Origin of the sequence: Streptomyces sp. NPDC001744, from assembly GCF_042892575.1 — a bacterium.
In the GTDB taxonomy this organism is placed as follows: domain Bacteria; phylum Actinomycetota; class Actinomycetes; order Streptomycetales; family Streptomycetaceae; genus Streptomyces.
In genome coordinates this window covers 40,068-62,492 of the sequence record NZ_JBIAUG010000014.1, presented here as the reverse complement: position 1 = coordinate 62,492, position 22,425 = coordinate 40,068, and the positions used below count along the sequence as shown (strand labels likewise).

21 protein-coding genes are annotated in these 22,425 nt (G+C 73.3%); 8 read left to right on the top strand and 13 right to left on the bottom strand.

From position 1 onward, the window contains the following. Positions 1 to 26 precede the first annotated feature (26 nt). The 3 genes from ACFYZY_RS18210 to ACFYZY_RS18200 all read right to left on the bottom strand — a co-directional run bounded on the left by ACFYZY_RS18210 (position 27) and on the right by ACFYZY_RS18200 (position 5,133). Complete coding sequence (locus tag ACFYZY_RS18210; RefSeq protein ID WP_388694935.1) at positions 27 to 2,669, bottom strand: P-loop ATPase, Sll1717 family; 2,643 nt, start codon at positions 2,667 to 2,669, stop codon at positions 27 to 29. After that, entirely contained in the window at positions 2,666 to 3,100 is a 435-nt protein-coding gene (locus ACFYZY_RS18205; RefSeq protein WP_388694932.1) for a HEPN domain-containing protein, read from the bottom strand. The genes ACFYZY_RS18210 and ACFYZY_RS18205 overlap by 4 nt, the downstream gene beginning before the upstream one ends. A gap of 200 nt (positions 3,101 to 3,300) precedes the next feature. Continuing rightward, entirely contained in the window at positions 3,301 to 5,133 is a 1,833-nt protein-coding gene (locus ACFYZY_RS18200) for a VWA domain-containing protein (protein WP_388694931.1), read from the bottom strand. Positions 5,134 to 5,407: 274 nt separating this feature from the next. Here ACFYZY_RS18200 and ACFYZY_RS18195 point away from each other — a divergent pair, with 274 nt between their 5' ends. Further along, on the top strand, positions 5,408 to 7,474 hold the full coding sequence (locus ACFYZY_RS18195; RefSeq protein WP_388694928.1) for a PhoX family protein: 2,067 nt from the start codon (positions 5,408 to 5,410) through the stop codon (positions 7,472 to 7,474). A gap of 35 nt (positions 7,475 to 7,509) precedes the next feature. Here ACFYZY_RS18195 and ACFYZY_RS18190 read toward each other — a convergent pair whose 3' ends face one another. The 3 genes from ACFYZY_RS18190 to ACFYZY_RS18180 form a co-directional block, all read right to left on the bottom strand. Further along, positions 7,510 to 8,490 (bottom strand): hypothetical protein, encoded by a 981-nt coding sequence (locus ACFYZY_RS18190; RefSeq protein ID WP_388694926.1) that lies wholly within the window; start codon positions 8,488 to 8,490, stop codon positions 7,510 to 7,512. Positions 8,491 to 8,678: 188 nt separating this feature from the next. After that, the gene (locus tag ACFYZY_RS18185; protein ID WP_388694923.1) at positions 8,679 to 10,163 is read right to left on the bottom strand and encodes an APC family permease; all 1,485 of its coding nucleotides are present in this window, start codon (positions 10,161 to 10,163) and stop codon (positions 8,679 to 8,681) included. A gap of 194 nt (positions 10,164 to 10,357) precedes the next feature. Then, entirely contained in the window at positions 10,358 to 12,307 is a 1,950-nt protein-coding gene (locus ACFYZY_RS18180; RefSeq protein ID WP_388694921.1) for an FUSC family protein, read from the bottom strand. Positions 12,308 to 12,414: 107 nt separating this feature from the next. Here ACFYZY_RS18180 and ACFYZY_RS18175 point away from each other — a divergent pair, with 107 nt between their 5' ends. After that, on the top strand, positions 12,415 to 12,822 hold the full coding sequence (locus ACFYZY_RS18175) for a hypothetical protein (RefSeq protein WP_388694918.1): 408 nt from the start codon (positions 12,415 to 12,417) through the stop codon (positions 12,820 to 12,822). Positions 12,823 to 12,899: 77 nt separating this feature from the next. Here the strand turns inward: ACFYZY_RS18175 and ACFYZY_RS18170 are convergent, their stop codons facing one another. From ACFYZY_RS18170 to ACFYZY_RS18160, 3 genes are all read right to left on the bottom strand, one after another. Then, positions 12,900 to 13,136, bottom strand: coding sequence for a DUF2630 family protein (locus ACFYZY_RS18170; RefSeq protein WP_388694915.1), 237 nt, complete (start codon positions 13,134 to 13,136; stop codon positions 12,900 to 12,902). An 18-nt stretch (positions 13,137 to 13,154) separates the two neighbouring features. After that, the gene (locus ACFYZY_RS18165; RefSeq protein ID WP_388694912.1) at positions 13,155 to 14,174 is read right to left on the bottom strand and encodes an endonuclease/exonuclease/phosphatase family protein; all 1,020 of its coding nucleotides are present in this window, start codon (positions 14,172 to 14,174) and stop codon (positions 13,155 to 13,157) included. Positions 14,175 to 14,255: 81 nt separating this feature from the next. Next, entirely contained in the window at positions 14,256 to 14,732 is a 477-nt protein-coding gene (locus ACFYZY_RS18160) for a hypothetical protein (protein ID WP_388694909.1), read from the bottom strand. Between the two features lie 283 nt (positions 14,733 to 15,015). Here ACFYZY_RS18160 and ACFYZY_RS18155 point away from each other — a divergent pair, with 283 nt between their 5' ends. Beyond that, positions 15,016 to 16,122 (top strand): MerR family transcriptional regulator, encoded by a 1,107-nt coding sequence (locus ACFYZY_RS18155; protein ID WP_388695171.1) that lies wholly within the window; start codon positions 15,016 to 15,018, stop codon positions 16,120 to 16,122. 82 nt (positions 16,123 to 16,204) lie between these two features. Here ACFYZY_RS18155 and ACFYZY_RS18150 read toward each other — a convergent pair whose 3' ends face one another. Together ACFYZY_RS18150 and ACFYZY_RS18145 are read right to left on the bottom strand one after the other, a co-directional pair. Then, positions 16,205 to 16,828 (bottom strand): FMN reductase, encoded by a 624-nt coding sequence (locus tag ACFYZY_RS18150; protein ID WP_388694906.1) that lies wholly within the window; start codon positions 16,826 to 16,828, stop codon positions 16,205 to 16,207. A 4-nt stretch (positions 16,829 to 16,832) separates the two neighbouring features. After that, positions 16,833 to 17,912: an LLM class flavin-dependent oxidoreductase gene (locus ACFYZY_RS18145; RefSeq protein ID WP_388694903.1), complete on the bottom strand. Its 1,080-nt coding sequence runs from the start codon at positions 17,910 to 17,912 to the stop codon at positions 16,833 to 16,835. 225 nt (positions 17,913 to 18,137) lie between these two features. Between ACFYZY_RS18145 and ACFYZY_RS18140 the strand changes: the two genes are divergently transcribed. The 3 genes from ACFYZY_RS18140 to cobM all read left to right on the top strand — a co-directional run bounded on the left by ACFYZY_RS18140 (position 18,138) and on the right by cobM (position 20,332). Then, a complete protein-coding gene (locus tag ACFYZY_RS18140) occupies positions 18,138 to 18,278 on the top strand; it encodes a DUF6126 family protein (protein ID WP_388694901.1) in 141 nt (46 codons plus the stop codon). A gap of 84 nt (positions 18,279 to 18,362) precedes the next feature. Next, on the top strand, positions 18,363 to 19,586 hold the full coding sequence (gene cbiE, locus ACFYZY_RS18135; RefSeq protein WP_388694900.1) for a precorrin-6y C5,15-methyltransferase (decarboxylating) subunit CbiE: 1,224 nt from the start codon (positions 18,363 to 18,365) through the stop codon (positions 19,584 to 19,586). Then, complete coding sequence (cobM, locus tag ACFYZY_RS18130; protein WP_388694897.1) at positions 19,583 to 20,332, top strand: precorrin-4 C(11)-methyltransferase; 750 nt, start codon at positions 19,583 to 19,585, stop codon at positions 20,330 to 20,332. The genes cbiE and cobM overlap by 4 nt, the downstream gene beginning before the upstream one ends. A 67-nt stretch (positions 20,333 to 20,399) precedes the next feature. Here the strand turns inward: cobM and ACFYZY_RS18125 are convergent, their stop codons facing one another. Then, positions 20,400 to 20,474: a 50S ribosomal protein bL37 gene (locus ACFYZY_RS18125; RefSeq protein ID WP_372460710.1), complete on the bottom strand. Its 75-nt coding sequence runs from the start codon at positions 20,472 to 20,474 to the stop codon at positions 20,400 to 20,402. Positions 20,475 to 20,593: 119 nt separating this feature from the next. Here ACFYZY_RS18125 and ACFYZY_RS18120 point away from each other — a divergent pair, with 119 nt between their 5' ends. Together ACFYZY_RS18120 and ACFYZY_RS18115 are read left to right on the top strand one after the other, a co-directional pair. Next, entirely contained in the window at positions 20,594 to 20,872 is a 279-nt protein-coding gene (locus ACFYZY_RS18120; RefSeq protein ID WP_388694895.1) for a CopG family transcriptional regulator, read from the top strand. Then, positions 20,869 to 21,282: a PIN domain-containing protein gene (locus ACFYZY_RS18115; RefSeq protein WP_388694892.1), complete on the top strand. Its 414-nt coding sequence runs from the start codon at positions 20,869 to 20,871 to the stop codon at positions 21,280 to 21,282. Before ACFYZY_RS18120 ends, ACFYZY_RS18115 begins: the two co-directional genes overlap by 4 nt. Positions 21,283 to 21,296: 14 nt before the next feature. Here ACFYZY_RS18115 and ACFYZY_RS18110 read toward each other — a convergent pair whose 3' ends face one another. Further along, entirely contained in the window at positions 21,297 to 22,421 is a 1,125-nt protein-coding gene (locus ACFYZY_RS18110) for a cobalt-precorrin-5B (C(1))-methyltransferase (RefSeq protein ID WP_388694890.1), read from the bottom strand. Between the last annotated feature and the right edge of the window lie 4 nt (positions 22,422 to 22,425).

Here is a 22,425-nt window from a genome sequence, read left to right as displayed (position 1 = left end):
CTGGTGAGCGGCTTTCTTTGCTTTGTTCATGCCTGCCCCTTCCGCGTCATGTTGAGGGCCTTTCGATAGAGCTCAGGAACGCGGTATCGCTCAGCCTTGTCGCGAGGGCCGGAGACTTCCTCCAGCAGTCCCACATCTCGGGCGAGCCTGACGAGATCGGGCGAAGTTTCCTCCAGCTGCTCCGCGGCGAACGGCGTAGAGCTGATTTCCCGAAGGCGCTTGAACACCGGTGCGAGTTCCGGGAATTCGTCCTTCTCGAGGGCGTCCAAGGCCGGGACGCTGACCTTGTCAAGTGATTCGACCAAAGCTCGAGGGCGAATGATGGAACGTGAGTAGCGATTGCCCGCTTCGAATCCCCGCTCCAACTCGACGGCGGCCGTCATCAACTGAGCCAGAGCCCTCGGCGCGTGATCGCCGTTCGCATCGGCCAACCGGGACCAGACCCAGTTGTCCGTGTATGCGGTGCGTCCGCCGGAGATGCGTTCGCTCGCGAGGATCACCCATGCGTTGCGCACGAAGTCCTCTGGCCAGTACTCGACTTCAGTTTTCTCCAGATGGAAATTCGCCTTGTTCAAGCGGGCCGTCACCAGTTTCCGAAACTCCTCCGAACGCCATGCCTGCTTGATGGCAATGCGCAGATAGTCCGTCTTGTTCGACCAGCTCAGACGTGCGGCGCGGGCGCTGAGATGAGATTTGTTCGGCATGCTCACCTCGCGCCAAATGTCCTCACGCAGAAGCACCTTGAACTTCAGCTTTTTCATCTGTGGGCCGAGTGTTCCGATGACGGTGAGAAGACCCGCCACGCCGTCGTTTCGACGCCTCCGGTTGTCGGCGGTGTTGCCGAACCCGGTGTCGAGAGCGTCGAAGAGCAAGGTGTGACTCGTATCGAGGGAGCTGTCGATGTCCAAGAGCCATTGGTCCACCAGAAGCGGAGCCTGTGGATTCGAAAGCAGATCCTTCAAATCTTTGAGGAGGTCTGTCTTGAGGTAGCTTCCGCCCGCCTGTGTCGTCCCGACAGAGGCGGGGGTCCAATCAGGCAGAGGAATGCTCTTCAGGTGCTGGCGAAGAGCAAGGCAGAGGAGGGCCGGCCACCCCTGACGCCACTCCAGTCCTCTTTCCTGGAGTTCCCTTTCCATCAAGGCGTAGACGTTTGCGTCCGGAGTCCAGCTCCGATGAGTGTCGAGCCCCGGTGGGCTGGTGACGACCACGGACGTCGGTTCGCCAGCCAGTTTACGGAAAAGCGCTGTTTTCCCTGTTCCCTTGCGTCCGATCACAAGCATAGTGTTCGGCGCGAGCGCCCGATCTACATCTGCAGTGCTCAGGAAAGTGTTCTGCAGCTCTTCGATCTCTTGATTCTCTGCGGTCTCTCCAGCGAATTGAAGTGAAGCCAGCACCTCGGTCTTGGTGGGCTCTGGAGTTGCGTCTTCCGGCGCCCCGAGCGCATTTTTTGGCTCTACGAGCCCAGTGATCCAGTCGGCCACCACAGTGAAGTCGTCCGAGCTCTGGACGCGCATCACGGAGTCTGAGGCGGCCAGACTCTCCTGGTAGCCGATGACTTGGACGACCTCTTCGAGTGCTTCGAAGGCCGGCCCCCCGGCACTGTTTCGTGCCACGGAAAGCCACTCTGTGATCCAGTCCTGGGCGCGTTCGGAGTAGAGCTCGCGCACTTCTGGAGTGGCCGGGACCGGCGAGGCGATGAAACGGACCTCTGGGGTGCAGGGGTTCTCTTCGGTCGATCGACGAGATTTCGCGGCGAGCAAGGCACGGGTGAGTGCTCGAGTTCCGGCTTTTGCTTGCGGGTGCGGGTAGAAGGCCACCACGTTGATATCAGAAACGTCGAACAGGAGAGGAGCCGCCAGGGGGCTGATTCCGGTCCGGGAATCAATGAGGACGACGTCCGGTCGTTCGGCGAGGTCGGACACCGCCTCCACCAGCAGGCGAAGAGGGTTGATTTCGTCTTCTCCGTACCAGGCGGAGGGGTCGAGGTGGGACAGTAGTCGAGCGTACTCCGCTCCCGGGCGTCCGGCCGGAAGCAGGAAAAGGCTGACGTCCTCGGCAACTCGAATTACATGCTCGTCGAGAGCGCCGATTTCACCGCTCATCTCCGCAGCTGCCAGCAGAGGCACCACACCCATGTTCTCCGTGACGCTTTCTTCTACGTCGAACAGTGACGCCAGGCCGGGAGCCTCAAGGTCCATGTCGATGCAGAGCACGGTAAGACCCTGCCCTGCGATGATCCGCGCGGCATGGGCCAGCGAAGTGGACCGTCCGACACCACCTCGCAGCGAGTAGAAGGTCGAGACCACAGGGGATGAGAGGGTGCCGTAGTTTTCCGAAGGGAAGCGTACGGTGATCTCTTCTGCCCGCCCGCTTGCCAGAGCCTCCGGCCACAGCGGCAATTCGGCTTGCACAGGAGGGTCGCCCAGCTCGCCCAGGTCCATGAACTCCGCCTCGTCGGGGGTCCACAGCTCGTACCGGACGAAGTCCGTGTCCGGCGCCAGACTCTGGACTCTCTCACGACGTGCTCGTGGCGTCAGACCGACGAATTGTTCCGAGACCGCTGCGACCCTCATGCCGCGGAAGGGGTCGGCGGAAACACGAACGTGCTCCCCCAGCACGCTCTTGAGCTTCGCTCCTACGAGGTTGATGTCGTCATCCGGCTGTGTCATGACGTTTTCCTCCTGCGCGCTCCAGCGCCCCGCGTTCGATGGCGACGTCGCAACTGCGTTGTGCACCAGCTCACAAAGCGTTTGGCCGCCTCGATTTCGTCCTCGATCTTGACATCTTCTGGCAGAGCCGTCTGGTAGCGCAGACCGACGTCACGATCCATAAGGAATTCCCGGACCTCTTTGGCCAGTACCGCAGGGCTGAACCCCGCCTGGACCATGAGCGCCAGAATGTCATGGCCGCGTGGTGCAGGGCGCCCTTGTGCCGCGCACAGGGCCTTGGCGAAGCACTCGGCGGTGAATCCCAGGTAGTACAGGCATGCAAGATGGCGGCCGGCACGGTGCAGCTCCATCGCATCCGCCCTGCGCTCCAGGGCTACGTCCTCCCAGTCCTGAGACGTGCGCGGATCCTCGTACAATCCGATACCCCCCATTTGGTGCCGTCCACCACCACTCTAGGGCGGCGGTGGGAGTCGCGGGCAGGCCATAGGATTTCCTGCCCGCGACGGCGTTCGGAACCGCACCGTAACTACACGAGCGCCGAACAGAGATGACGGCTGGGGGGAAGCACGCGCTGAGCCGTTGCACTGGGATTCGTCAGCGAGATGTTCGTCAGGTCGGTGGATGAGTGCTGTCAGAGTTCCAGGCCGGCGAGCAGTCCCCGGTAGAAGGCGGCGTGCTCGGTCCCGGCGGGGTCCGTGCCCTGGAAGTACGCGGCGGTACGGGGCGTTCCGCCGAGCTTCCGGAGGTAGTCGAACGCCTTGTTGTCCTCGTCGCCCCAGGCCACGAACCGCCAGTGCAGCGGGCGGTCGGCCGCCCCGGCGAGCGCCTGCGTGGCGGCCGTCTTCGCGTCCGGCGCGCCGTCCGTCTGGAAGACGACGAGCGCCGGGCGGGCGGGGTCGGCCTTCGCGTGCAGGGCCAGGACCTCCTCCACGGCGCGGTGGTAGTGGGTGCGCCCCAGGCGGCCGAGGGTGCCGTTGATCTCCTCCACGCGGGTGGGGGTGAGCGTGGCGGGGGTCAGCTCGGCGGCGCCGTCGATGTCCGTGGAGAAGAACACGGTGGTGACCTTCGCGTCGGCGTCGAGGTGCGCCGCGAGCGCCACCGTCTGCTCCGCGAGCCGCTGCACGGACCCGTCCCTGAAGTACCCGCGCATCGAACCGGACCGGTCGACCACCAGGTACACGTCCGCCCGCGCGCCGGCGAGCCCCTGCTTCCTGAGCGCGGCACCGGCGGCCTTGTAGGCGTCCACGAGGTGGGGGGCGACGGCCTTGACCCGGGCGAGGGAGAGGGCGGGGGCGGCCGGGGCCGGGACGACCGCGGCGGGCTCCGTGACGGCCTCGGGCAGGGGGATGACGGCGGCCTCCGGCGCGGGGGTCACGACGGACTCGTGCTCGGTCACGACGGGCTCGTGCTCGGCCGGGGCGGTCTCCGGGGCGGGAGCGGCGGCTTCCGGGGCGGTCGGGACCTCGTCCGGTCGGGCCTGCCGCTCGGGGGCCTCGGGGGCCTCCGGAGCCGCCGGGGCTTCCGGTGCGGGGGCGGCCGCCGCCACGGGCGCATCCGCCGCCACGGGCGTCTCCGGTTCCACCGGCGCGGGGGTGGCCGGGGCCTCCGTTCCCGGTTCAGCGGCACCGTCCGCCGTCGGGGCGCCCGCGTCCACGCCCGTGGCCGCCCCGGGTCCGGCGTCCTGCGCGTCCCGATCGCCCCGCTCCTCCGGAGCGGGGTCCGCCGCCGGGACGCCCCCGTCGACGGCGGCTGCCTCCCGCGCCGCCGCTTCGGCCGCGACCGAGACGGCGGTGTCCGCCGCCTCCACGGCGGGCGTCTCCGCCTCGGCGGCGACCTCCTCCGCGACCTGCGGCTCCTCCGTGACCGGCTCCGAGGCCGTGACCGGCTCCGTTTCCGTAACCGCCTCCGGGACCGTGACCGGCTCAACGGCCGTCTCCGGGGCTGTGCCCGTCTCTACGACCGGCTCCGGGACCACGACCGCGACCGGCTCCGGGACCGCCTCCGGCTCAGCGGCCGGCTCCGTGACCGCGACCGGCTCCGTTTCCGTAACCGGCTCCGGGACTGCGACCGCTTCCGTCTCCGTGACCGCGGCCGGCTCCGGCTCCGCCGTCCTCGCCCTGGGCACCTGCGGGTTGTCGAAGGACGCCGCCACCAGGTCGTCCGCCGCCCGGCGGACCGCCGTCTCCGGTTCCTCCGAAGCGGTCGACGTCTCCGGGGCGCCCGGCGCCTCCGCGGCCCCGCCGGTGGCCGGTGCCTCCGACGTGCCCGACGCCTCCCCGGTCACGACCGTCGCCGTCGCCGTCTCCGCCGTCGTCCCCGAGGCCACCGACGCCTCCGCCGGAACCGGCGTCACCGGCGTCGCCACCGCCTCCGGCGTCTCACGCGACTGGGACGGGACGGAGGTTGCCGGGGAGTCCTCGCGGTCCCGGCCGAACACCTTGCGCAGCATGCTCCGAATACCCATGGGCGAACCCTTTCGCATGAGTGGGGGTGCGGTGTGAATGTCCGTACCGGGCGTGTTTCGGGACCTTCATCCCTGGCCAGGGCGGATACGTAAGGTTAGCGGCCGTCCCCGGCCCCCTCCGTGGCCCGGTCGCGGTCCCCCGCCGCCCCGGACGCCACGCATTCATCCGGCGTTCACGCCGAGGCCGTCCCCGGGCCCGGACGCGCACCTAGCGTCACCGCCGAAGCCATCCCGACACCATGTCGGCGCAGACGGTGCGCCGGAGGAGGACGAAGTGCGCAAACTGCTGCCGCTGCTGAGCACGAACCCGCACGGAGGCGGCCGTTCCGCTCTCACCTGCCGGTACCGCTGTGGTGACGCCTGCTTCCACGAGGTGCCCAACACCAGCGACAACGAGTACGCCGGTGACCTCATAGCCGGTGTCCTCTCCCGCCGTTCCGCCCTCCGCGCCGCCGCCGTCGTGACGGTCGCCTCCGCCGTCGGCGGCGCCGTCGCCCTCGGGGAGGCCCCCGCTGCCGAGGCCCACGGCGCCGGTCACGGCCACGGCCACGGCCACGTCCCCGGCAAGGCCGACGGCGCCCGCGGCCTCCGCTTCGCCCCCGTCGCGCCCAACACCGCCGACAAGGTCACCGTCCCCGCCGGTTACGCGCAGAACGTGGTCATCCGCTGGGGCGAGCCCATCCTGCGCGGCGCCCCCGCCTTCGACGCCGAGAAGCAGACCGCGAAGGCCCAGGCCGGCCAGTTCGGCTACAACAACGACTTCCTCTCCCTGCTGCCGCTGCCCGGTGAGCGCGGCCGGCAGGTCCTCGTCGCCAACCACGAGTACACCGACGAGGTCCTGATGTTCCGCGGCTACGACCCGCAGAACCCGACCCGCGAGCAGGTCGAGATCGCCTGGGCCGCACACGGCCTGTCGGTCGTCGTGGTCGAGGAGGAGCACCGCACCGGCCGGCTCACCCCGGTCCCCCGCCACCCCCTCAACCGGCGGCTGCACACCACGACCGAGTTCCGGGTCACCGGCCCCGCCGCGGGCAGCGACCTGCTCAAGACCTCCGCCGACCCGACCGGCCGCACGGTCCTCGGCACGCTCAACAACTGCGCCGGCGGCACCACCCCGTGGGGCACCACCCTCCACGGCGAGGAGAACTTCAACCAGTACTTCGCCAACGGCTCCTCCGCCACCGACAAGCGCTACGGCGTCGGTTCGGGCGCCACCGAGCGCAAGTGGGAGCGGTTCGACAAGCGCTTCGACCTCAAGCAGGAGCCCCACGAGGTCCACCGCTTCGGCTGGGTGGTGGAGCTCGACCCGTACGACCCCGGGTCCACGCCCCGCAAGCGCACCGCGCTCGGCCGCTTCAAGCACGAGGCCGCGCAGCCCCGCCTCACCGCCGACGGCCGTCCGGTCGTCTACATGGGCGACGACGAGCGCTTCGACTACTTCTACAAGTTCGTCTCCTCGAAGCGGATGATGAAGGGGAGTTCACGGGCCGCCCGCGAGCACAACCTGACCCTCCTGGACGAGGGCACGCTGTACGTCGCCAAGCTGACCGGCGACTCCCCGGCCGCCGAGGTCGACGGCACCGGAAAGCTCCCGAACGACGGCGAGTTCGACGGCTCCGGCGTGTGGATCCCGCTCGCCACCGGGAACGTCTCGCACGTCCCCGGCATGACGGCCGAGGAGGTGTACGTCTTCACCCGCCTCGCCGGCGACAAGGTCGGCGCGACGAAGATGGACCGCCCGGAGGACGTCGAGCCGTCCCCCCGCACCGGCCGCGTCTACGTCGCGCTCACCAACAACACCGACCGCGGCAAGGCCGGCAAGGCGGGCGCGGACGAGGCCAACCCGCGCAACCTCAACAAGCACGGGCAGATCCTGGAGCTGGCCGAGCACTGGGACGACCCGTCCTCGGACGGCTTCGCCTGGCGCCTCTTCCTCGTCGCGGGCGACCCGAACGACCCGGCCACCTACTTCGCCGGCTTCCCCAAGGAGAAGGTGTCCCCGATCTCCTGCCCGGACAACGTCGCCTTCGACCCGCACGGCAACCTGTGGATCTCCACCGACGGCAACCAGCTCGGCTCCCACGACGGCCTGTTCGGCGTCGCGGTGCGGGGCGAGCGGCGCGGTGAGCTGAAGCAGTTCCTGACCGTCCCGAAGGGCGCCGAGACCTGCGGCCCGCTCATTCAGGACCGGCGCGTGCTCGTCGCCGTGCAGCACCCGGGCGAGATCGACGGGGCGTCCGTGGAGAAGCCCGCCAGCACCTGGCCCGACGGACCCGGGAAGATCGTCCGCCCGTCGGTCGTCGCCGTCTGGCGCACGGACGGCCGCGACATCGGCGTCTGATCCCGCGCGGTTCCGGGGCCCGGGGCGGAGCGGTCTCACTCCGCCCCCAGGCCCTCCCGGAACCGTACGACCTGCTCCTCCGGGTCGCCCGTGTACGCCCACGGCACCCAGGTCGCCCGCCGGCCCAGCAGGCCGAGCAGCTCCCTGGCGATCCCCACCTGGCCCGCGTAGCAGGCGGCGTGCGCGAGGAAGTTGAGGTCCCCGACCTCCTCCGGGGGCACCGGGCTGCCGGGCTCCCTGCCGCCGATCCACCGCGCGTGCGTACGGCGCAGCTCGGTCACGGCCAGCTCGTGCTTCCAGTGCTGGTCGAACCCGCGCACCGGGCCCCGGCCGAGTGCCCCGTCCGCGACGTACCGGTACTCCTCGACCCGGGCCACCTGGACCAGGACCGGCAGCGGGGAGCCGGGCGGCGCCACGCCCGCCGCGTCGCGGGCGAAGTCGTACATGCTGCCGTGCGTGCCGTGCCACCGCGCCGACCAGTAGCGCAGCACCTGGATGTGCCCCTCGGTGTTGTACGGGTCGCGGCGGCGCAGCTCGTCGAACCAGTGGCGCAGTTCGCGGCGCGGCACCCCGCCCTCGTACAGCCTGGCCACCGACAGGAGCGACACCCACGGCACCGGGTCGGCGGGCGCCGCCTCGGCCGCGTCCCGGCAGGCGTCCACGGCCGCGTCGATCCGGCCCCGGTCGACGGGGGCGCCCCGGCCGGCCGCGATGGCCGCGTCGAAGACCCGCACCACCTCGGTCGCGGCCCGCAGCACGGCGGCGTCCGGATTGCCCGGCTCGGCGCTCCGCCAGGTCTCGACGGCGCAGCCGCCGGCGACGGCGTGCGACAGGAGCCGGACGCGGTGGGTGCGGCGCGCCCAGTCGTCGCCGGTCGCGGCGAGCAGGTCCCGCACGCCCTGCCAGCGGCCGATGACGATGTCGTGGCGCGCCTCGGTCAGCGCGCGGTCCCCGCAGTCCGGGTCGAAGGCGGGCACGAAGCGCTCCGGGCGGCGGGAGCGGCGGAGCACGGCCATCGGGGTCCTCCTTCGGGGTCGGCGGCCGGGAGTCGCGGGGCGGACCGACGGAGCACGGGTCCGTGCCGGACGGGGCGGGGCGGGAGCGGGCGCGCCGCGCCGGGAACGGGGACCGGACGTGGCCGCAGCGTATTCCACGCCCGGCACGGGCGGGCCCGGCCCCCTCGTCCGGGGAGCGGGGCCGGGGGTCAGAAGTCCGTCGCGTAGTTCTTGTCGCGACCGCCCGTGCGGGCGCCGGGCGTGGGCGCGCCGGCGGCCTCGGTGGCGGCGAGGGCGCGGGCGGCGTCCAGGCGGGCCGGGCGGCGGTAGTAGTCGCTGCCCGCCCGCCGGTGGACCACCAGCGGGACCACGCCGAGGAGCAGGCCGCCGAGGCCGATGGCGAGGGCGGTCCTGGAGAGTTCGCCGAGCGATGCGACGAAGGCCCAGAGCATGAACGCCGAACCGAACAGCGGCCAGAGGCCGCCGATGACCAGGTTGGGCACGGAGCGGAACAGGACCGACTTGTACGCGACGACGGCGGCGATGCCCGCGAGGCCGTAGTAGAAGGCGATCTGGAGGCCGATCGCGGCGACCGCGTCCCTGAGGACGCGTTGGACGGAACCGGCCGCCGCCGCGGCGGCGAACAGCAGCAGTGCCGCCCCGCCGACCGTGACGATCGCGACCCAGGGGGTGTTCCAGCGGCGGTGCACGGTGCCGAGCGCGGCCGGCAGGGTCCGGTCGCGGCCCATCGCGAAGAGCGAGCGGGTGACCTGGATGAGCGTGGTCTCCAGGGTGGCGACGGTCGACAGGAGCACGGCCCCGACGAGCAGCTTGCCACCGATGCCGGGCCACACCTCCTGCCCGACGACGGCGAGGACGTTGGGCCCGGCGGCGCGGATCTCCTCCGCCGTCAGGAGGAGGTTGACGGTGACGGTGATGACCTCGAAGAGGACGAAGACGAAGCCGACGCCGACGAGCGCGGAGACGCCCGCGGTCCGGCGGCTGTCGCGGGTCTCCTCGCTGAGGTTGCCGGTGACGTCCCAGCCCCAGTAGTAGAACGCGGCGATCAGCGCCCCGGCGGCGAAGCCCTGCGTTCCGTGGAACTGGCCGAGGCCGAACCACGACCAGTCGAAGGCGCTGGCCCGGCCCCGGTGCATCACGGCCGCGAGGACGAAGCCGGCCAGGATCAGCATCTCGATCCCGGACATGACCAGTTGGGCCCGCACGGTGAGCCGGGCGCCGCCCAGGACGACGAGCAGCATCGCCAGGAACCAGCAGGCGCCGACCGCCGCCGCGAGCGGGGTGCTGTCGGCGAGGTCCGGGGCGATCAGGGAGAGCGTGAGGGTCCCGGCGGGCAGCGAACCGGCCACCATGAAGACGGTGGTGGAGAAGACCAGCGCCCAGCCGGAGAGGAACCCGAGGAAGGGGTGCAGGGTGCGGCCCACCCAGGAGTACGCGGCACCGGCGTTGACGTCGATCCGGCCCAGCCGGGCGTACGCGAGGACGATGCCGAGCATCGGTATCGCGCAGTACAGCAGGGCCGCAGGACCGCCGAAGCCGACCGCGCCGAAGAGGACGGCGGTGGTCGCGGCGAGCGAGTAGGCGGGGGCGCTTCCGGCGACGGCCATCACGATCGTGTCGAAGGTGCCGAGGACATTGGGCTGGAGCCCTCTGCCGCTGGTGGTGGTGCGCATGGCGGGTCCTCGGGGCGCGGGGGCGAGGCAGGACGAAGTGGCCTGCCCGCCGGGCCGGTCGACACCGGCGGCGGCGGGCGCGGATCACCGTGAATGGGCGCATCGTAGTCGGAGGGACGGAAGGGGGTGACGGCGGTGGAAGGATTCCGTTCCGTCACCGCCGGTGAACCGCCGCGTACGCCTCCGGGAGGGGGTCAGCGCAGGTCGGGTCCGGCGATGGCGCGCGCGGCCCGGACCTCCTGGCGGAGCGGCTCCAGGACTCCGTTCTCGTCGCCGGGCAGTTCGGTGCGGACCTCCACGAGGGTGTCGCTCGACCGCAGCCCCTCGGCGAGTTCGCGCAGTTCCCCGGCCACGGCGGCCACTTCGGCCCGGTCGGGGGCGGGGGCGCCGTGGCCGGCCCGGACGCGGGCGGCGGTCGTGGCGTCCACGATCCGTTCGACGGCGACGACCAGCGGCCACCAGGCGGCGGCGCGGGTGCCGGTCGGCGGGGGTTCGGTCAGCGCCCGCTGGAACTCGGAGCGGACCGTCGACAGGTCCCGGTAGAGCGTCCGGCGGGCCCGCAGCCGCGCGTGCGGATCGGACCGTTCCGTGTCGGAGAACGCCATGTCCACGTAGTCGGCGGTGTCGGAGACGGCGTCCGCGAGCCGGGCCCCGACCCGGGTGTGCCAGGACTCGGGCCAGAGCAGGTACCCGGCGACGAGCGTGATCCCGCAGCCGATGAGCGAGTCGTAGAGGCGCGGCAGGACGAGGGCGGAGCCCTGGTGGTTGAGGACGTCGGAGAGCAGCAGGATGACGGGGGTGACGGCGGCCGTCTGGAAGGCGTACCCCTTCGCGGAGAACGCCGGGATCAGGGCGGCGAGCACCAGCAGGACGGGCACGTCCCACCAGCCCCGGGGCACTCCGGACAGGACGAGGGCGGCGAGGACGAGGCCGAGCACGGTGCCGGCGGCGCGGAGCACGGCCCGGGAGAAGACCGAGCCGAAGTCGGGCTTCATCACGAAGGTGACGGTGAGGGCGACCCAGTAGGAGCGGGGCACGGGGACCAGCGACACGAGCGCCTGCGCCAGGCCGACGCAGAGCGCGAGCCGCAGTCCGTACCGCCAGGAGGCGCCGGAGAGGAGGACGGCGCGGGCGTTGCGCCGCACGCGGACGCGGAGCGCGGCGGGCCGGCCGAGCCGGTCGCCGGGATCGGGTTCCCGCTCGTGGACGACGTTCGCCGCGTGCCGCAGGGCGTGGTCGACGGCCTTCTCGGAGGGCCGCTCCGGGACGGGCAGGTCCGGGACGGGGGCGCCGGTGCGGCCCTCCTGGACGGCGTCCGCGAGCTCCCGCACGGCCGCCGGGACCGCGGCGGGCAGCGGGCCGGACCGCCGGGCCCCGAAGTGGGCGGCGGGCGCGGCCTCGACGAGCGGGACGAGGACGTTGAGCCGGGCGAGCAGCCCGACCAGGGGCGAGGCGCGGCCGTGCTGGCGGGCGCGCCGGGCCAGGACCAGGTCGTAGGCGTGGTTCAGGGAGTCGGTGACGGCCTGCCGTCTCCCGTCGTACGCGGAGGTGCCCGCGGCCTCGTAGAGGTCGGCCACCGCCCGGTACGTGGCGGCGACGGCGTCCCGTTCGGGCGCGCCCCGCCGCACCGGCCAGCCGAGCAGGGTGAGGACGAGGACGACGAGCCCGCCCAGGGAGAGCAGGACGGGCGCCGTCCACCAGGGGTCGGGCAGGGGGAGCCCGGCGCCGACGACGGCGTTGAGGAGCAGGAGCAGCCCGGAGACGGAGGCGACCGCGCCGATCGAGGAGATCATCCCGGAGACGAGCGCGACGCCGGTGAGCACGGCGACGGCGACCCAGCCGTGCCCGAAGGCGAGGGTGCCGAGGGTGACGCCGAGGACCCCGAAGAGCTGCGGCACGGCGATGTTGAAGACCCGCATCCGGTAGGCGTCGGCGGTGTCCCCGATGACCCCGGACAGGGCGCCCATGGAGACCAGCGCCCCGTACGCGGGCCGGTCGGCGGCCAGTCCGGCGGCGAGCGGCGCGGCCATCGCGACACCGGCCCGGAGGACGGCGGCCCGGGGAACCGGCACGGGCGCGGGCCTGAGCCCGGCGGTCAGCCAGGCCGGCGGGACGAGCCGCCCGGCTTCTTCGGTACGCGCCATGCCGTCCAACGTACTGTCCGGCCCGCCGGGGCGCCGCCGGGCGGGCGGCCCCGGGGGTCCCGCCGGTCCCTAGGATGGAGGGCCGTCACGAGAAGAAACGAGCACGCATGCGTCCTCAGCGGTTCACCGATTTCGTCGTAGGCGTCGTGAAGGACACCCCGACCGCCGGCGGGGTGCGGACCCTCGCCGAGACGGGCGACACGAAGCACCCCTTCGGGGTGGTCGTCACGGTGGGATCGGCCGAGCACCGGTGGCAGTTCACCGGGCTGCTGCCCGAAGGGGCCAAGCACGAGGGGTTCCTGGACGAGCCCGTCACCGGCGACCCGGTGCCGCCCGGGGAGGAGCCCCGGGCGGACGACTCCCCGGAGGCGTGGCTCGCCGCCGCCCTCGCGCGGGCCGGGAGCCCGGAGATCTCGGGGATCGAACGGTGGTCCGCCCAGCCCGACACCGTCGGCCGGGCGGGGCTGACCGTGTCGTTCCACAGCGGGGCCCGGATCTACGCCCGCGTCTTCTGACGGCACCGGCGGGTCGTCCCGTACGGCGCCGACCGGTCCCGGACCGCACCGGACCGCGCCGGTCGCACGGCCCCGGCTCAGTTGCGGTAGGACTCCACCTCGGCCGCCGGGCGGATCGTCTCCGTGTCCGGGTCCTCGCCGAACTCCGCCTTCGCGCGGCGCCGGCGCAGCAGGTCCCAGCACTGGTCGAGGCGGATCTCCACCTCGGTCAGGCGGGCCCGCTCCCCGGGCGTGAGGCCGTCCCCGCGCTGCCGCAGCGCGCGTTCCTCCTCCACGAGGGCGCCGATGTCGTCCAGGATCTCCTCGTTGTCCATGCCTTCCAGCGTGGCCGATCAGCGCCCTTCCCGCAGGTCGAGATCGGCGAGCACGGCCCGGTGGTCGCTGCCCGCGAGGTCCAGGAGGCGGAAGCCCACCGGGACGAAGCCGGGGCCGGCCAGGACGTGGTCGATCTGCACGTACGGGGGGAGGGGGCCCTCCAGCGGCCAGGTGGGGGCGCGGCTCCTCCCGGCCTGCCGGGCCGCGTCGTGGAGGCCGCCCGCGTCGAGGATCGCGCGGAAGGCCGCGTGGTCCTGGGAGGCGTTGAAGTCGCCCGCGATCAGGACCGGCTCCCGGGACCCGGCGGCGAAGTCCGCGATCCGGCCCAGCTCCCGCTTCCACACGTCCACCTGGCCCGGCAGCGGTGGCATCGGGTGGGCGAGCTGGAGGCGCACCGGACGCCCGCCGATCTCGGCGGTGGCCCCCGGCATGCCCATCGTCGCCGGGATTGTCCACCGGTCGCGCAGCGGGAAGGCGCTCAGCAGGACGGAGCCCGCCGAGCCGTCCGCCCCGACGGAGACGTGGTGGGGCAGTTCGGCGGCGAAGGCCGTGGTCAGGGCGCGCCCGCAGGCGCGGTCGCACTCGGAGACGTACACGAGCCGGGGCCGTTCGCGTCCGACCGCGGCGATCAGCGCCTCCGTGGCCTGTCCGAACTCGACGTTGGCGGCCAGGACGCGGACCCGGGCGAGGAGCGCCCCGTGGCCGTCGACGGCCCCCGCCCGCGGGGGGAGGGCGCTCCAGCCGGTGGCGGCGAGGACGACGACGGCGGCGAAGGAGAGGGCGCGGCGGCGGGCGGCGGCCGCGAGGAGCAGTCCGAGCCCGGCCGGGACGGTGAGCCAGGGCAGGAACGAGAGCAGCTGCGGCACGGGCGTGACCGCGTCCGTGCCGAGCAGGCGGCAGCCGGCGACCGTCGCGGGCACGGCGAGGAGCGCTCCGGCGGCCCCGGCGAGGAGGCGGCGCCTCCGGCGGAGGGGCGGCGGGGCCGCGTCCGCCGTGGCGGTTCCGGGGGGTGCGGAGGAGGCGGGGTCGGGGGCCACGCCCGCCAGTGTCGCAGGGCCCGTCCCGTCCCCGCCCCGCCGTACCCGGGAGCCGGTGGGGCCCCGGAGGCGCGCCGGTCCTCAGTACCGCTCGTCGGGTCCGTACGCGTCGTCCGTCGCCAGGGCCCAGATCACGAAGATCGACACGGCCATGGAGAAGAGCGACCACCACGGCTGGTAGGGCAGGAAGAGGAAGTGGAACAGGATGTTCAGGGAGGCGAGCACGATGCCCGTGACCCGGCCCCACTCGGCGCCCTTCAGGATGCCGTAACCGGCGACGACCAGGATCACGCCCAGGATCAGGTGGATCCAGCCCCACGTGGTGAGGTCGAACTTGAAGACGTAGTCGCCCACGCGGGTGTAGACGTCGTCCTCGGCGATCCCGGCGATGCCCTGGAAGACGTCCATGAAGCCGATGACCAGCATGAGGACGCCGGCGAAGAGGGTGCCGCCGGAGGCCCAGGCCCCGGCGGTGCTCCGCCTGTGGGACGGGTCGGTGCTCTGTGTACGGGGCGGGGCGGTGTTCCGGCCCGTGGCTCCGTCGTCGTTCTGGCTCATGACCCCATCGTGGGAGCGCCCGCCCGTCCGCGAACCTCCAGGCGGGCCGTACGGGTGAACGGGGGGAGCCGTCCGCGGGCCCGTCCCCGGGTACGGGCGCGGCCCGGCCCGGGGGCGCGTCCGGGGCCGCCGCACGCCGGGGCCGGAGGGACGGCCGCGGACCTTGACCTTCCCCGTACGGGAAGGCCGAGCATCCTCGTCACCGGGCGCCACGAGGGCGGCCGGTACGGGGAGGTGGCACGCGGTGGAACGGCACGGAACGTCCGGAGAGCGCGAACCGCTCATGACGATCGGGGAGTTCGCCCGCGCGTCCCGGCTCTCGGCCAAGGCGCTGCGCCGCTACGACGAACTCGGCCTGCTCCCGCCCGCCCGCGTCGACGCGTACACCGGTTACCGGTACTACGCCGGGACGCAGGTGGAGCGGGCGCGTCTGGTGGCCTGGCTGCGGCGGATCGGGATGCCGCTCGCGGAGGTCGGGGACGTGTGCGCGCTGCACGGCACGGACCCGGGGGCGGCGGCCCGCGCGGTCCGGGCCCACTGGGCGCGCGTCGAGGCCGAGACGGCGGCGCGGCGGGACCTGGCCGCCTCCCTGGCCGACCGACTGGGAGGAAGTACCCACATGACGACGAACGTACGGCCCGGGTCCGTGTGGCCCTGTGCCCTGGCCACCGCCGCGCTCTCGGAGCGCGGGCGGGTGCGGGAGACCAACCAGGACCGGGCGCACGCGGGTCCCCGTCTGCTCGCCGTCGCGGACGGCTACGGCCCGGTGGGGGACCTCGCCGCGTCGGCCGCCCTCGCGGCGGTCGGCGCGGTTCCGGTGACCGGCCGGGCCGGGGACCTGCTCAACGCCCTGGAGGACGCCGTCCGCCGCGCGGACGCGGAGGTGGGCGCGGCGGCGCCCGGCGCGGGGACGACCCTGACGGCCGGGGTGTGGACCGGCTCCCGGCTCGCGCTCGCGCACGTGGGGGACGGGCGCGCGTACCTGCTGCGGGACGGGGGGCTCGTCCGCCTCACCCGGGACCACACCGCGGTGCAGGCCCGGGTGGACGCGGGCGAACTCACCCCGTCCGAGGCGGCGGACCACCCGGACCGGGCCCTGCTCCTCCGGGCGCTCGACGGGGCGGGGGCGGGAAGCGGTCCCGTACCGGACCTGAGCCTGCACGAGGGGCGGCCCGGGGACCGCTGGCTGCTGTGCACGGACGGCCTGTCGGCGGTCGTCCCGGAGGCGGAGCTCCGTGCCGTCCTGGCGGCGGGCGACGACCCGGACGGCACCGTCCGGGCCCTCGCCGCGCTGGCCGACGCGCGGGGCGGCCCGGACAACGTGTCGTGCGTCGTGGCGGACGTGCGGCCGGCGGACGCGCCGCCGGCGCGCACCGGTCCGGATCACTGAGGGCCGCCCCGCCGTACGGGCCGGTCCCGCCCGCCGCACGGGCCGGCCCGGTGAGGGCGGGGCGGCGGCCGGGCCGGGGCGGTCAGCCGGGCCGCAGGCCGGCCAGCTGCTCCTCGAACGGCACGACCTCGTCCTCGTCCGCCTCCCGGACCGGCCGGGCCGCCACCGCGTCCGCCAGTTCGTGCCCGGCCCGGGTGATCCGGGCCGGCAGCCCGTCCGTGTGGGCGTCGCCGCCCGAGCCCCAGTCCTCCGAGGCCGCGTAGACGGCGGTGGGGACGGTGTGGGCCCGCAGGTAGGCGAAGAGGGGGCGCAACGCGTGGTCCAGGACGAGCGAGTGGCGGGCGGTGCCGCCGGTCGCGCCGATCAGGACCGGGGTGCCGGTCAGCGCGGCCGGGTCGACCAGGTCGAAGAACGACTTGAACAGGCCGCTGTACGAGGCGGTGAAGACCGGCGTGACCGCGACGACGCCGTCCGCGCCGGTCACCGCGTCGATCGCTTCCCGGAGCGCGGCGGAGGGGAAGCCGGTGACGAAGTTCTTGGCGATGTCGACGGCCAGGTCGCGCAGTTCGACGACCTGGACGTCGACCGCGTACTCCCGCTCGGCCAGCCGGTACCGGGCCGCCCGGAGGAGGCGGTCGGCGAGCAGCCGGGTGGAGGAGGGGGAGCCGAGGCCGGCGGAGACCGCGACCAGTTTCAGCGTCCGCACGGTGTCAGACCTCCTTGGTGGCGAGGACGGCGGGGTGGAGCGGGGCGGTGGCGGGGACGCCGGCCGGGCGCAGGCTCTCGAACTCCTTGCGCAGCACCGGGACGACCTCTTCGCCGAGGATGTCGAGCTGTTCCAGGACGGTCTTCAGGGGCAGGCCCGCGTGGTCGACCAGGAACAGCTGGCGCTGGTAGTCGCCCGCGTACTCGCGGAAGGACAGGGTCCGCTCGATGACCTCCTGCGGGGAGCCGACGGTCAGCGGGGTCTCGCGGCTGAACTCCTCCAGGGAGGGGCCGTGGCCGTAGACCGGGGCGTTGTCGAAGTACGGGCGGAACTCCCGTACCGCGTCCTGCGAGTTCTTCCTCATGAAGACCTGGCCGCCGAGGCCGACGATCGCCTGCTCGGGGGTGCCGTGGCCGTAGTGCGCGTACCGCTGCCGGTAGAGCCGGACCATCTTCTCGGTGTGCTGCTTGGGCCAGAAGATGTGGTTCGCGAAGAACCCGTCGCCGTAGTAGGCGGCCTGCTCGGCGATCTCGGGGGAGCGGATGGAGCCGTGCCAGACGAAGGGCGGGACGCCGTCGAGCGGGCGCGGGGTGGAGGTGAAGCCCTGGAGGGCGGTGCGGAACGTGCCCTCCCAGTCGACCACGTCCTCCCTCCACAGCTTGTGGAGGAGCGCGTAGTGCTCGATGGCGAGCGGGATGCCCTGCCGGATGTCCTGGCCGAACCACGGGTAGACCGGGCCGGTGTTGCCGCGTCCCGTCATCAGGTCCACGCGTCCGTCCGCGAGGTGCTGGAGGGTCGCGTAGTCCTCGGCGATCTTCACCGGGTCGTTGGTGGTGATCAGGGTCGTGGACGTGGACAGGACCAGGTTCTCCGTGCGGGCGGCGATGTGCCCGAGGAGGGTGGTGGGGGACGACGGGACGAACGGCGGGTTGTGGTGCTCGCCGGTCGCGAAGACGTCCAGGCCGACCTCCTCGGCCTTGAGCGCGATGGCGACGGTGTTCTTGATCCGCTCGTGCTCGGTGGGGGTGCGGCCGGTGGTGGGGTCGGTCGTCACGTCACCGACGGTGAAGATCCCGAACTGCATCGTGCTCACCTCTCGCGTTGCCTCGCGTTTCCGCGTATTGGTTGAATCTTAAACCATCTCGTCCAACGGTGCGACCGCCCCGGCTATTCCGTCTTCGCTGTTCCCGCTCCCGCTGTTCCCGCTCCCGCTGTTCCCGCTCCCGCTGTTCCCGCTCCCGCTGTTCCGGCCCCGCGTCCGCCCGCGCCCGTGTCCGCTCCGGACTCCCGCGCCCGTACGCTGAAGGGCATGACCGCCCCCGTGACCGACACCGAGCGCTGGAAAGAGCGCGGCGTGATGCTCCGCGTCTTCGTGTACGTCTTCGCCACGCACGCCTTCGCCGGCTTCGTCTGGATCCTCTTCTCCGTCGGGCAGCACGCCCAGAAGTGAGCGGAGGGACGGACGGCCCGTCCTCCCGGACGTGAGCACGGCCACGAGGAGGGGGAACCGGGGCCTCCCGTAGAGTTCGGCGGCGTGAACGGTGCGATATCGGTCGTCGGAATCGGCGCGGACGGCTGGGACGGGCTCCCCGAGTCCTCCCGCCGCGTCCTGCGCTCCGCCGAGGTCCTGCTCGGCGCCCCCCGCCAGCTCGGCCTGCTGCCCGCCGGCGACTGCCCCGGCGAGCGGATCGCCTGGCCCTCCCCCCTCCGTCCCGCCGTCCCCGGTCTGATCGCCGCCCACGAGGGCCGCGCGATCGCCGTCCTGGCCAGCGGCGACCCCTCCTTCCACGGCATCGGCCGCACCCTCGCGGAGACCGTCGGCGCCGACCGGCTCCGGATCCACCCGCACCCGTCCTCCGTCTCGTACGCCTGCGCCCGGCTCGGCTGGCCCCTGGAGCGGACCGAGACGGTGTCCCTGGTGGCCCGGCCGCTCGCCGCCCTCGCCGCCGTCCTCCACCCCGGCCGCCGGGTCCTCGTCCTCGGCGAGGGCCCCGGCACCCCCGCCGACGTGGCCGCGTACCTCCGCGACACCGGCTGGGGCGGCACCCGCGTCCGGGTCCTGGAACAGCTCGGCGGACCCCGCGAACGGCTCCTCGACGCGACCGCCGCCGACTGGCCGTACGAGCGGACCGACGCCCTCCACGTCCTCGCGCTCGACTGCGTGCGCGACCCGGGCGCCCTGCGGCTCGGCGCCGTGCCCGGCCTCCCGGACGAGGCGTACGAACACGACGGGCAGCTCACCAAGCGGTACGTGCGCGCCGCCACCCTCGCCGCCCTCGCCCCCGCCCCCGGCGAACTCCTCTGGGACGTCGGCGGCGGCTCCGGTTCCATCGGCATCGAATGGATGCGGGCCCACCGCTTCTGCCGCGCCGTCGCGATCGAGAAGAGCCCCGGACGGGCCGCCCGCATCGCCCGCAACGCCGACGCCCTCGGCGTCCCCGGCCTGGAGGTCGTCACCGCCCCGGCGCCGGAGGGACTGGCCGGCCTCCCCACCCCGGACGCGGTCTTCGTCGGCGGCGGCCTGACCGCCCCCGGCCTGCTCGCGGCCTGCTGGGACGCGCTGCCCCCCGGCGGACGGCTCGTCGCCAACACCGTCACGCTGGAGTCCGAGGCGCTGCTCGCCGAAGCCCACCGCCGCCACGGCGGGGAGCTGGTCCGCCTCGCCGTCGCCACCGCCGTCCCCGTCGGCGGCTTCACCGGCTGGCGTCAGGCGATGCCGGTCACGCAGTGGTCCGTCACCAAGGAAGAGGAAGCATGACCGTCTACTTCATCGGCGCGGGTCCCGGCGCGGCCGACCTCATCACCGTGCGCGGCGCGCGGACCCTGGCGCGGTGCGGGGTCTGCCTCTACGCCGGCTCCCTCGTCCCCGTCGACCTGCTCGCCGAGTGCCCGCCGGACGCCCGGCTCGTGGACACGGCCCGGATGGACCTGGACGGGATCGTCGCCGAGATCGCCGCCGCCCACGAGGCCGGACGGGACGTGGCCCGGCTGCACTCCGGGGACCCGTCGGTGTTCAGCGCGATGGCGGAGCAGATGCGGCGCCTCGACGCGCTCGGCATTCCGTACGAGGTCGTCCCGGGCGTCCCGGCCTTCGCGGCGGCCGCCGCCGCGCTCAAGCGGGAGCTGACCGTCCCCACGGTCGGCCAGACCGTCGTCCTCACGCGCGTCGCGCAGCAGGCCACGCCGATGCCCGAGGGCGAGGACCTGGCGACCCTGGGCCGCAGCGGCGCCCTGCTCGTCCTCCACCTCGCCGCGCGGTACGTGGACCGGGTCGTCGCCGAACTCGTCCCCCACTACGGCGCCGACTGCCCGGCCGCCGTCGTCGCGATGGCCAGCCGCCCCGACGAGGTGGTCCTGCGCGGCACCCTGGACGACATCGCGGAGCGGACGAAGGCGGCCGGGATCACGAAGACCGCCGTCATCCTCGTGGGCCGCACCCTCGCGGCCTCGGAGTTCCGCGACAGCCACCTGTACGACCCGGCGCGCGACCGCCACGCCTGCTGAGGGCCGTCCGCGCGCGAGGAGGGGCCCCGGGGATCTCCCCGGGGCCCCTCCGGCGCGTCGGCCCGGCTCAGGTGTTCGGCCGCTTGCCGTGGTTCGCGCCCTTCTTCTTCCGGGCCCGCCGCTTGTTGCCGCGCTTCGACATGAGACTCCCTCTCGGTTCATCGGTCGGGTGTTCGTCGGCAAGCCTAGGGGCGGGGGACCGGAGTCGCACGTGGACCGAAAACCGGTACGGCGCTCCGTACGGAGAGTATGGTCGTGAGTATGGCCACGAAGAAGGTGACGGTGACGATTCCGGAGGACCTCCTGGAGGAGGTCCGCGCCGAGGCGGCCGAGCACGGCTTGTCGGCGTACGTCGCGGAGGCGCTGCGGCTGCGTCGCGACCGCGACCGGCTGCGGGAACTGGTCGACTGGCTGGAGGAGGAGCACGGGCCGGTCACGGCGGCCGAGCGGGCCGGCGCGCACGCCGAGCTGGACGAGCTCGACGCCGAGCACGAACGTCGTCGGCGGGCGCGGGAGGCGCGCACGGGTGAGGCCGCGTGACGAAGCGGACGGACCGGCGGCCCCGGGTCTTCGTCCTGGACAGTGAGGCGCTCTCGCTCGCGGTCCGGGGAGACCGCGTGATGATCGCCCGCCTCGACCTGGCCGCCCGCGGGGAGGCCGATGTGATCACCTCCCCCCTGACCCTCGTCGAGGCGTACGACGGCAGGACGACCGAGCAGCGCTGGGACTGGGTGCTGTCCCGTGTCCGGGTCGCGGACATCGGCAGGGACGAGGCCCGCCGGGCCCGCCGCCTCCTGGCCGACACCGGACTGCACGGGCACAAGTACGCCATCGACGCCGTCCTCGCCGTCGTCGCCCGGGAGCAGGCGGGCGACGTCACGGTCTTCACGTCGGACGTGGACGACCTGGAGAAGCTGGTTCCGGACCGGATCGTCGTCGTCAAGGTCTGACGGACCGATCCGCCCTACGCCCCCGCCCCCCGCACCGGCGACCGCCCCACCACCGTCCCCGCCCGGTCGACGCAGACCACGTCCACCGCGACCGGGGCGCCCCGCAGGACCGCCAGGGCCTCGTCGCGGGCGCGGACGGCGACCAGGTCGCCCAGGGGGACGGCGGCGGCCTCGCAGAGGCGGAGGGCGGCCAGGCCCGTGTTCGCGGTGGCGATCTCCGCCGCCAGGGCCTCGGACGCGCCGCCCGTACGGGCCAGGTCCGCCAGGAAGCCCTTGTCGACCTGGGAGCGGGCCGAGTGCAGGTCCAGGTGGCCGGCCGCGAGCTTGGAGAGCTTCGCGAAGCCGCCGCAGACCGTCAGCCGGTCCACCGGGTGGCGGCGGACGTACTTCAGGACCGCGCCCGCGAAGTCGCCCATGTCGAGCAGGGCGATCTCCGGCAGGCCGTACAGGTCCGTCACCGTCCGCTCCGAGGTCGAGCCGGTGCAGCCGGCGACGTGCGTGAGGCCGCCCGCGCGGGCCACGTCCACGCCCCGCCGGATCGAGTCGATCCAGGCCGAACAGGAGTACGGGACGACGACCCCGGTCGTGCCCAGGATCGACAGGCCGCCGAGGATGCCGATCCGGGGGTTCCAGGTGGAGCGGGCGATCTCGGCGCCGTCGTCGACGGAGATCGTGATCTCGACGTCGCCCGTGCCGCCGTGCGCGGCGGCGACCCGCGCCACGTGCTCCCGCATCAGCTGCCGGGGCACCGGGTTGATCGCCGGTTCGCCCACGTCGAGGGGCAGCCCGGGGAGGGTGACCGTGCCGACGCCCTCGCCCGCCCGGAAGACGACGCCGGAACCCGGCGGAAGGAGCCGTACCGTCGAGCGGATCACGGCGCCGTGCGTGACGTCCGGGTCGTCGCCCGCGTCCTTGGTCACGGCCGCCATGGCCGTACCGGCACCCAGGGACTCGGCGGTCAGCGCGAACGACGGCGTCCGCCCCTTCGGCAGCGCGATCGTCACCGGGTCCGGGAAGTCCCCGGTGAGCAGGGCCGTGTACGCGGCGGTCGTCGCCGCCGTCGCACAGGCACCGGTCGTCCACCCCGGCCGCAGGCCGGTGTGCTTGAGTTGGGCCTCGCGCCCGCCGCCTGAACTCACGAAG

Coding starts and splice junctions, on each gene's coding strand:
- ACFYZY_RS18200 (WP_388694931.1), bottom strand. CDS start 5,133: ATGGGTATTCGGAGCATGCTGCGCAAGGTGTTCGGCCGGGACCGCGAG.
- ACFYZY_RS18180 (WP_388694921.1), bottom strand. CDS start 12,307: ATGGCGCGTACCGAAGAAGCCGGGCGGCTCGTCCCGCCGGCCTGGCTG.
- ACFYZY_RS18175 (WP_388694918.1), top strand. CDS start 12,415: ATGCGTCCTCAGCGGTTCACCGATTTCGTCGTAGGCGTCGTGAAGGAC.
- ACFYZY_RS18185 (WP_388694923.1), bottom strand. CDS start 10,163: ATGCGCACCACCACCAGCGGCAGAGGGCTCCAGCCCAATGTCCTCGGC.
- ACFYZY_RS18140 (WP_388694901.1), top strand. CDS start 18,138: ATGACCGCCCCCGTGACCGACACCGAGCGCTGGAAAGAGCGCGGCGTG.
- ACFYZY_RS18160 (WP_388694909.1), bottom strand. CDS start 14,732: ATGAGCCAGAACGACGACGGAGCCACGGGCCGGAACACCGCCCCGCCC.
- ACFYZY_RS18170 (WP_388694915.1), bottom strand. CDS start 13,136: ATGGACAACGAGGAGATCCTGGACGACATCGGCGCCCTCGTGGAGGAG.
- ACFYZY_RS18205 (WP_388694932.1), bottom strand. CDS start 3,100: ATGGGGGGTATCGGATTGTACGAGGATCCGCGCACGTCTCAGGACTGG.
- ACFYZY_RS18155 (WP_388695171.1), top strand. CDS start 15,016: ATGACGATCGGGGAGTTCGCCCGCGCGTCCCGGCTCTCGGCCAAGGCG.
- ACFYZY_RS18190 (WP_388694926.1), bottom strand. CDS start 8,490: ATGGCCGTGCTCCGCCGCTCCCGCCGCCCGGAGCGCTTCGTGCCCGCC.
- ACFYZY_RS18145 (WP_388694903.1), bottom strand. CDS start 17,912: ATGCAGTTCGGGATCTTCACCGTCGGTGACGTGACGACCGACCCCACC.
- ACFYZY_RS18120 (WP_388694895.1), top strand. CDS start 20,594: ATGGCCACGAAGAAGGTGACGGTGACGATTCCGGAGGACCTCCTGGAG.
- cobM (WP_388694897.1), top strand. CDS start 19,583: ATGACCGTCTACTTCATCGGCGCGGGTCCCGGCGCGGCCGACCTCATC.
- ACFYZY_RS18210 (WP_388694935.1), bottom strand. CDS start 2,669: ATGACACAGCCGGATGACGACATCAACCTCGTAGGAGCGAAGCTCAAG.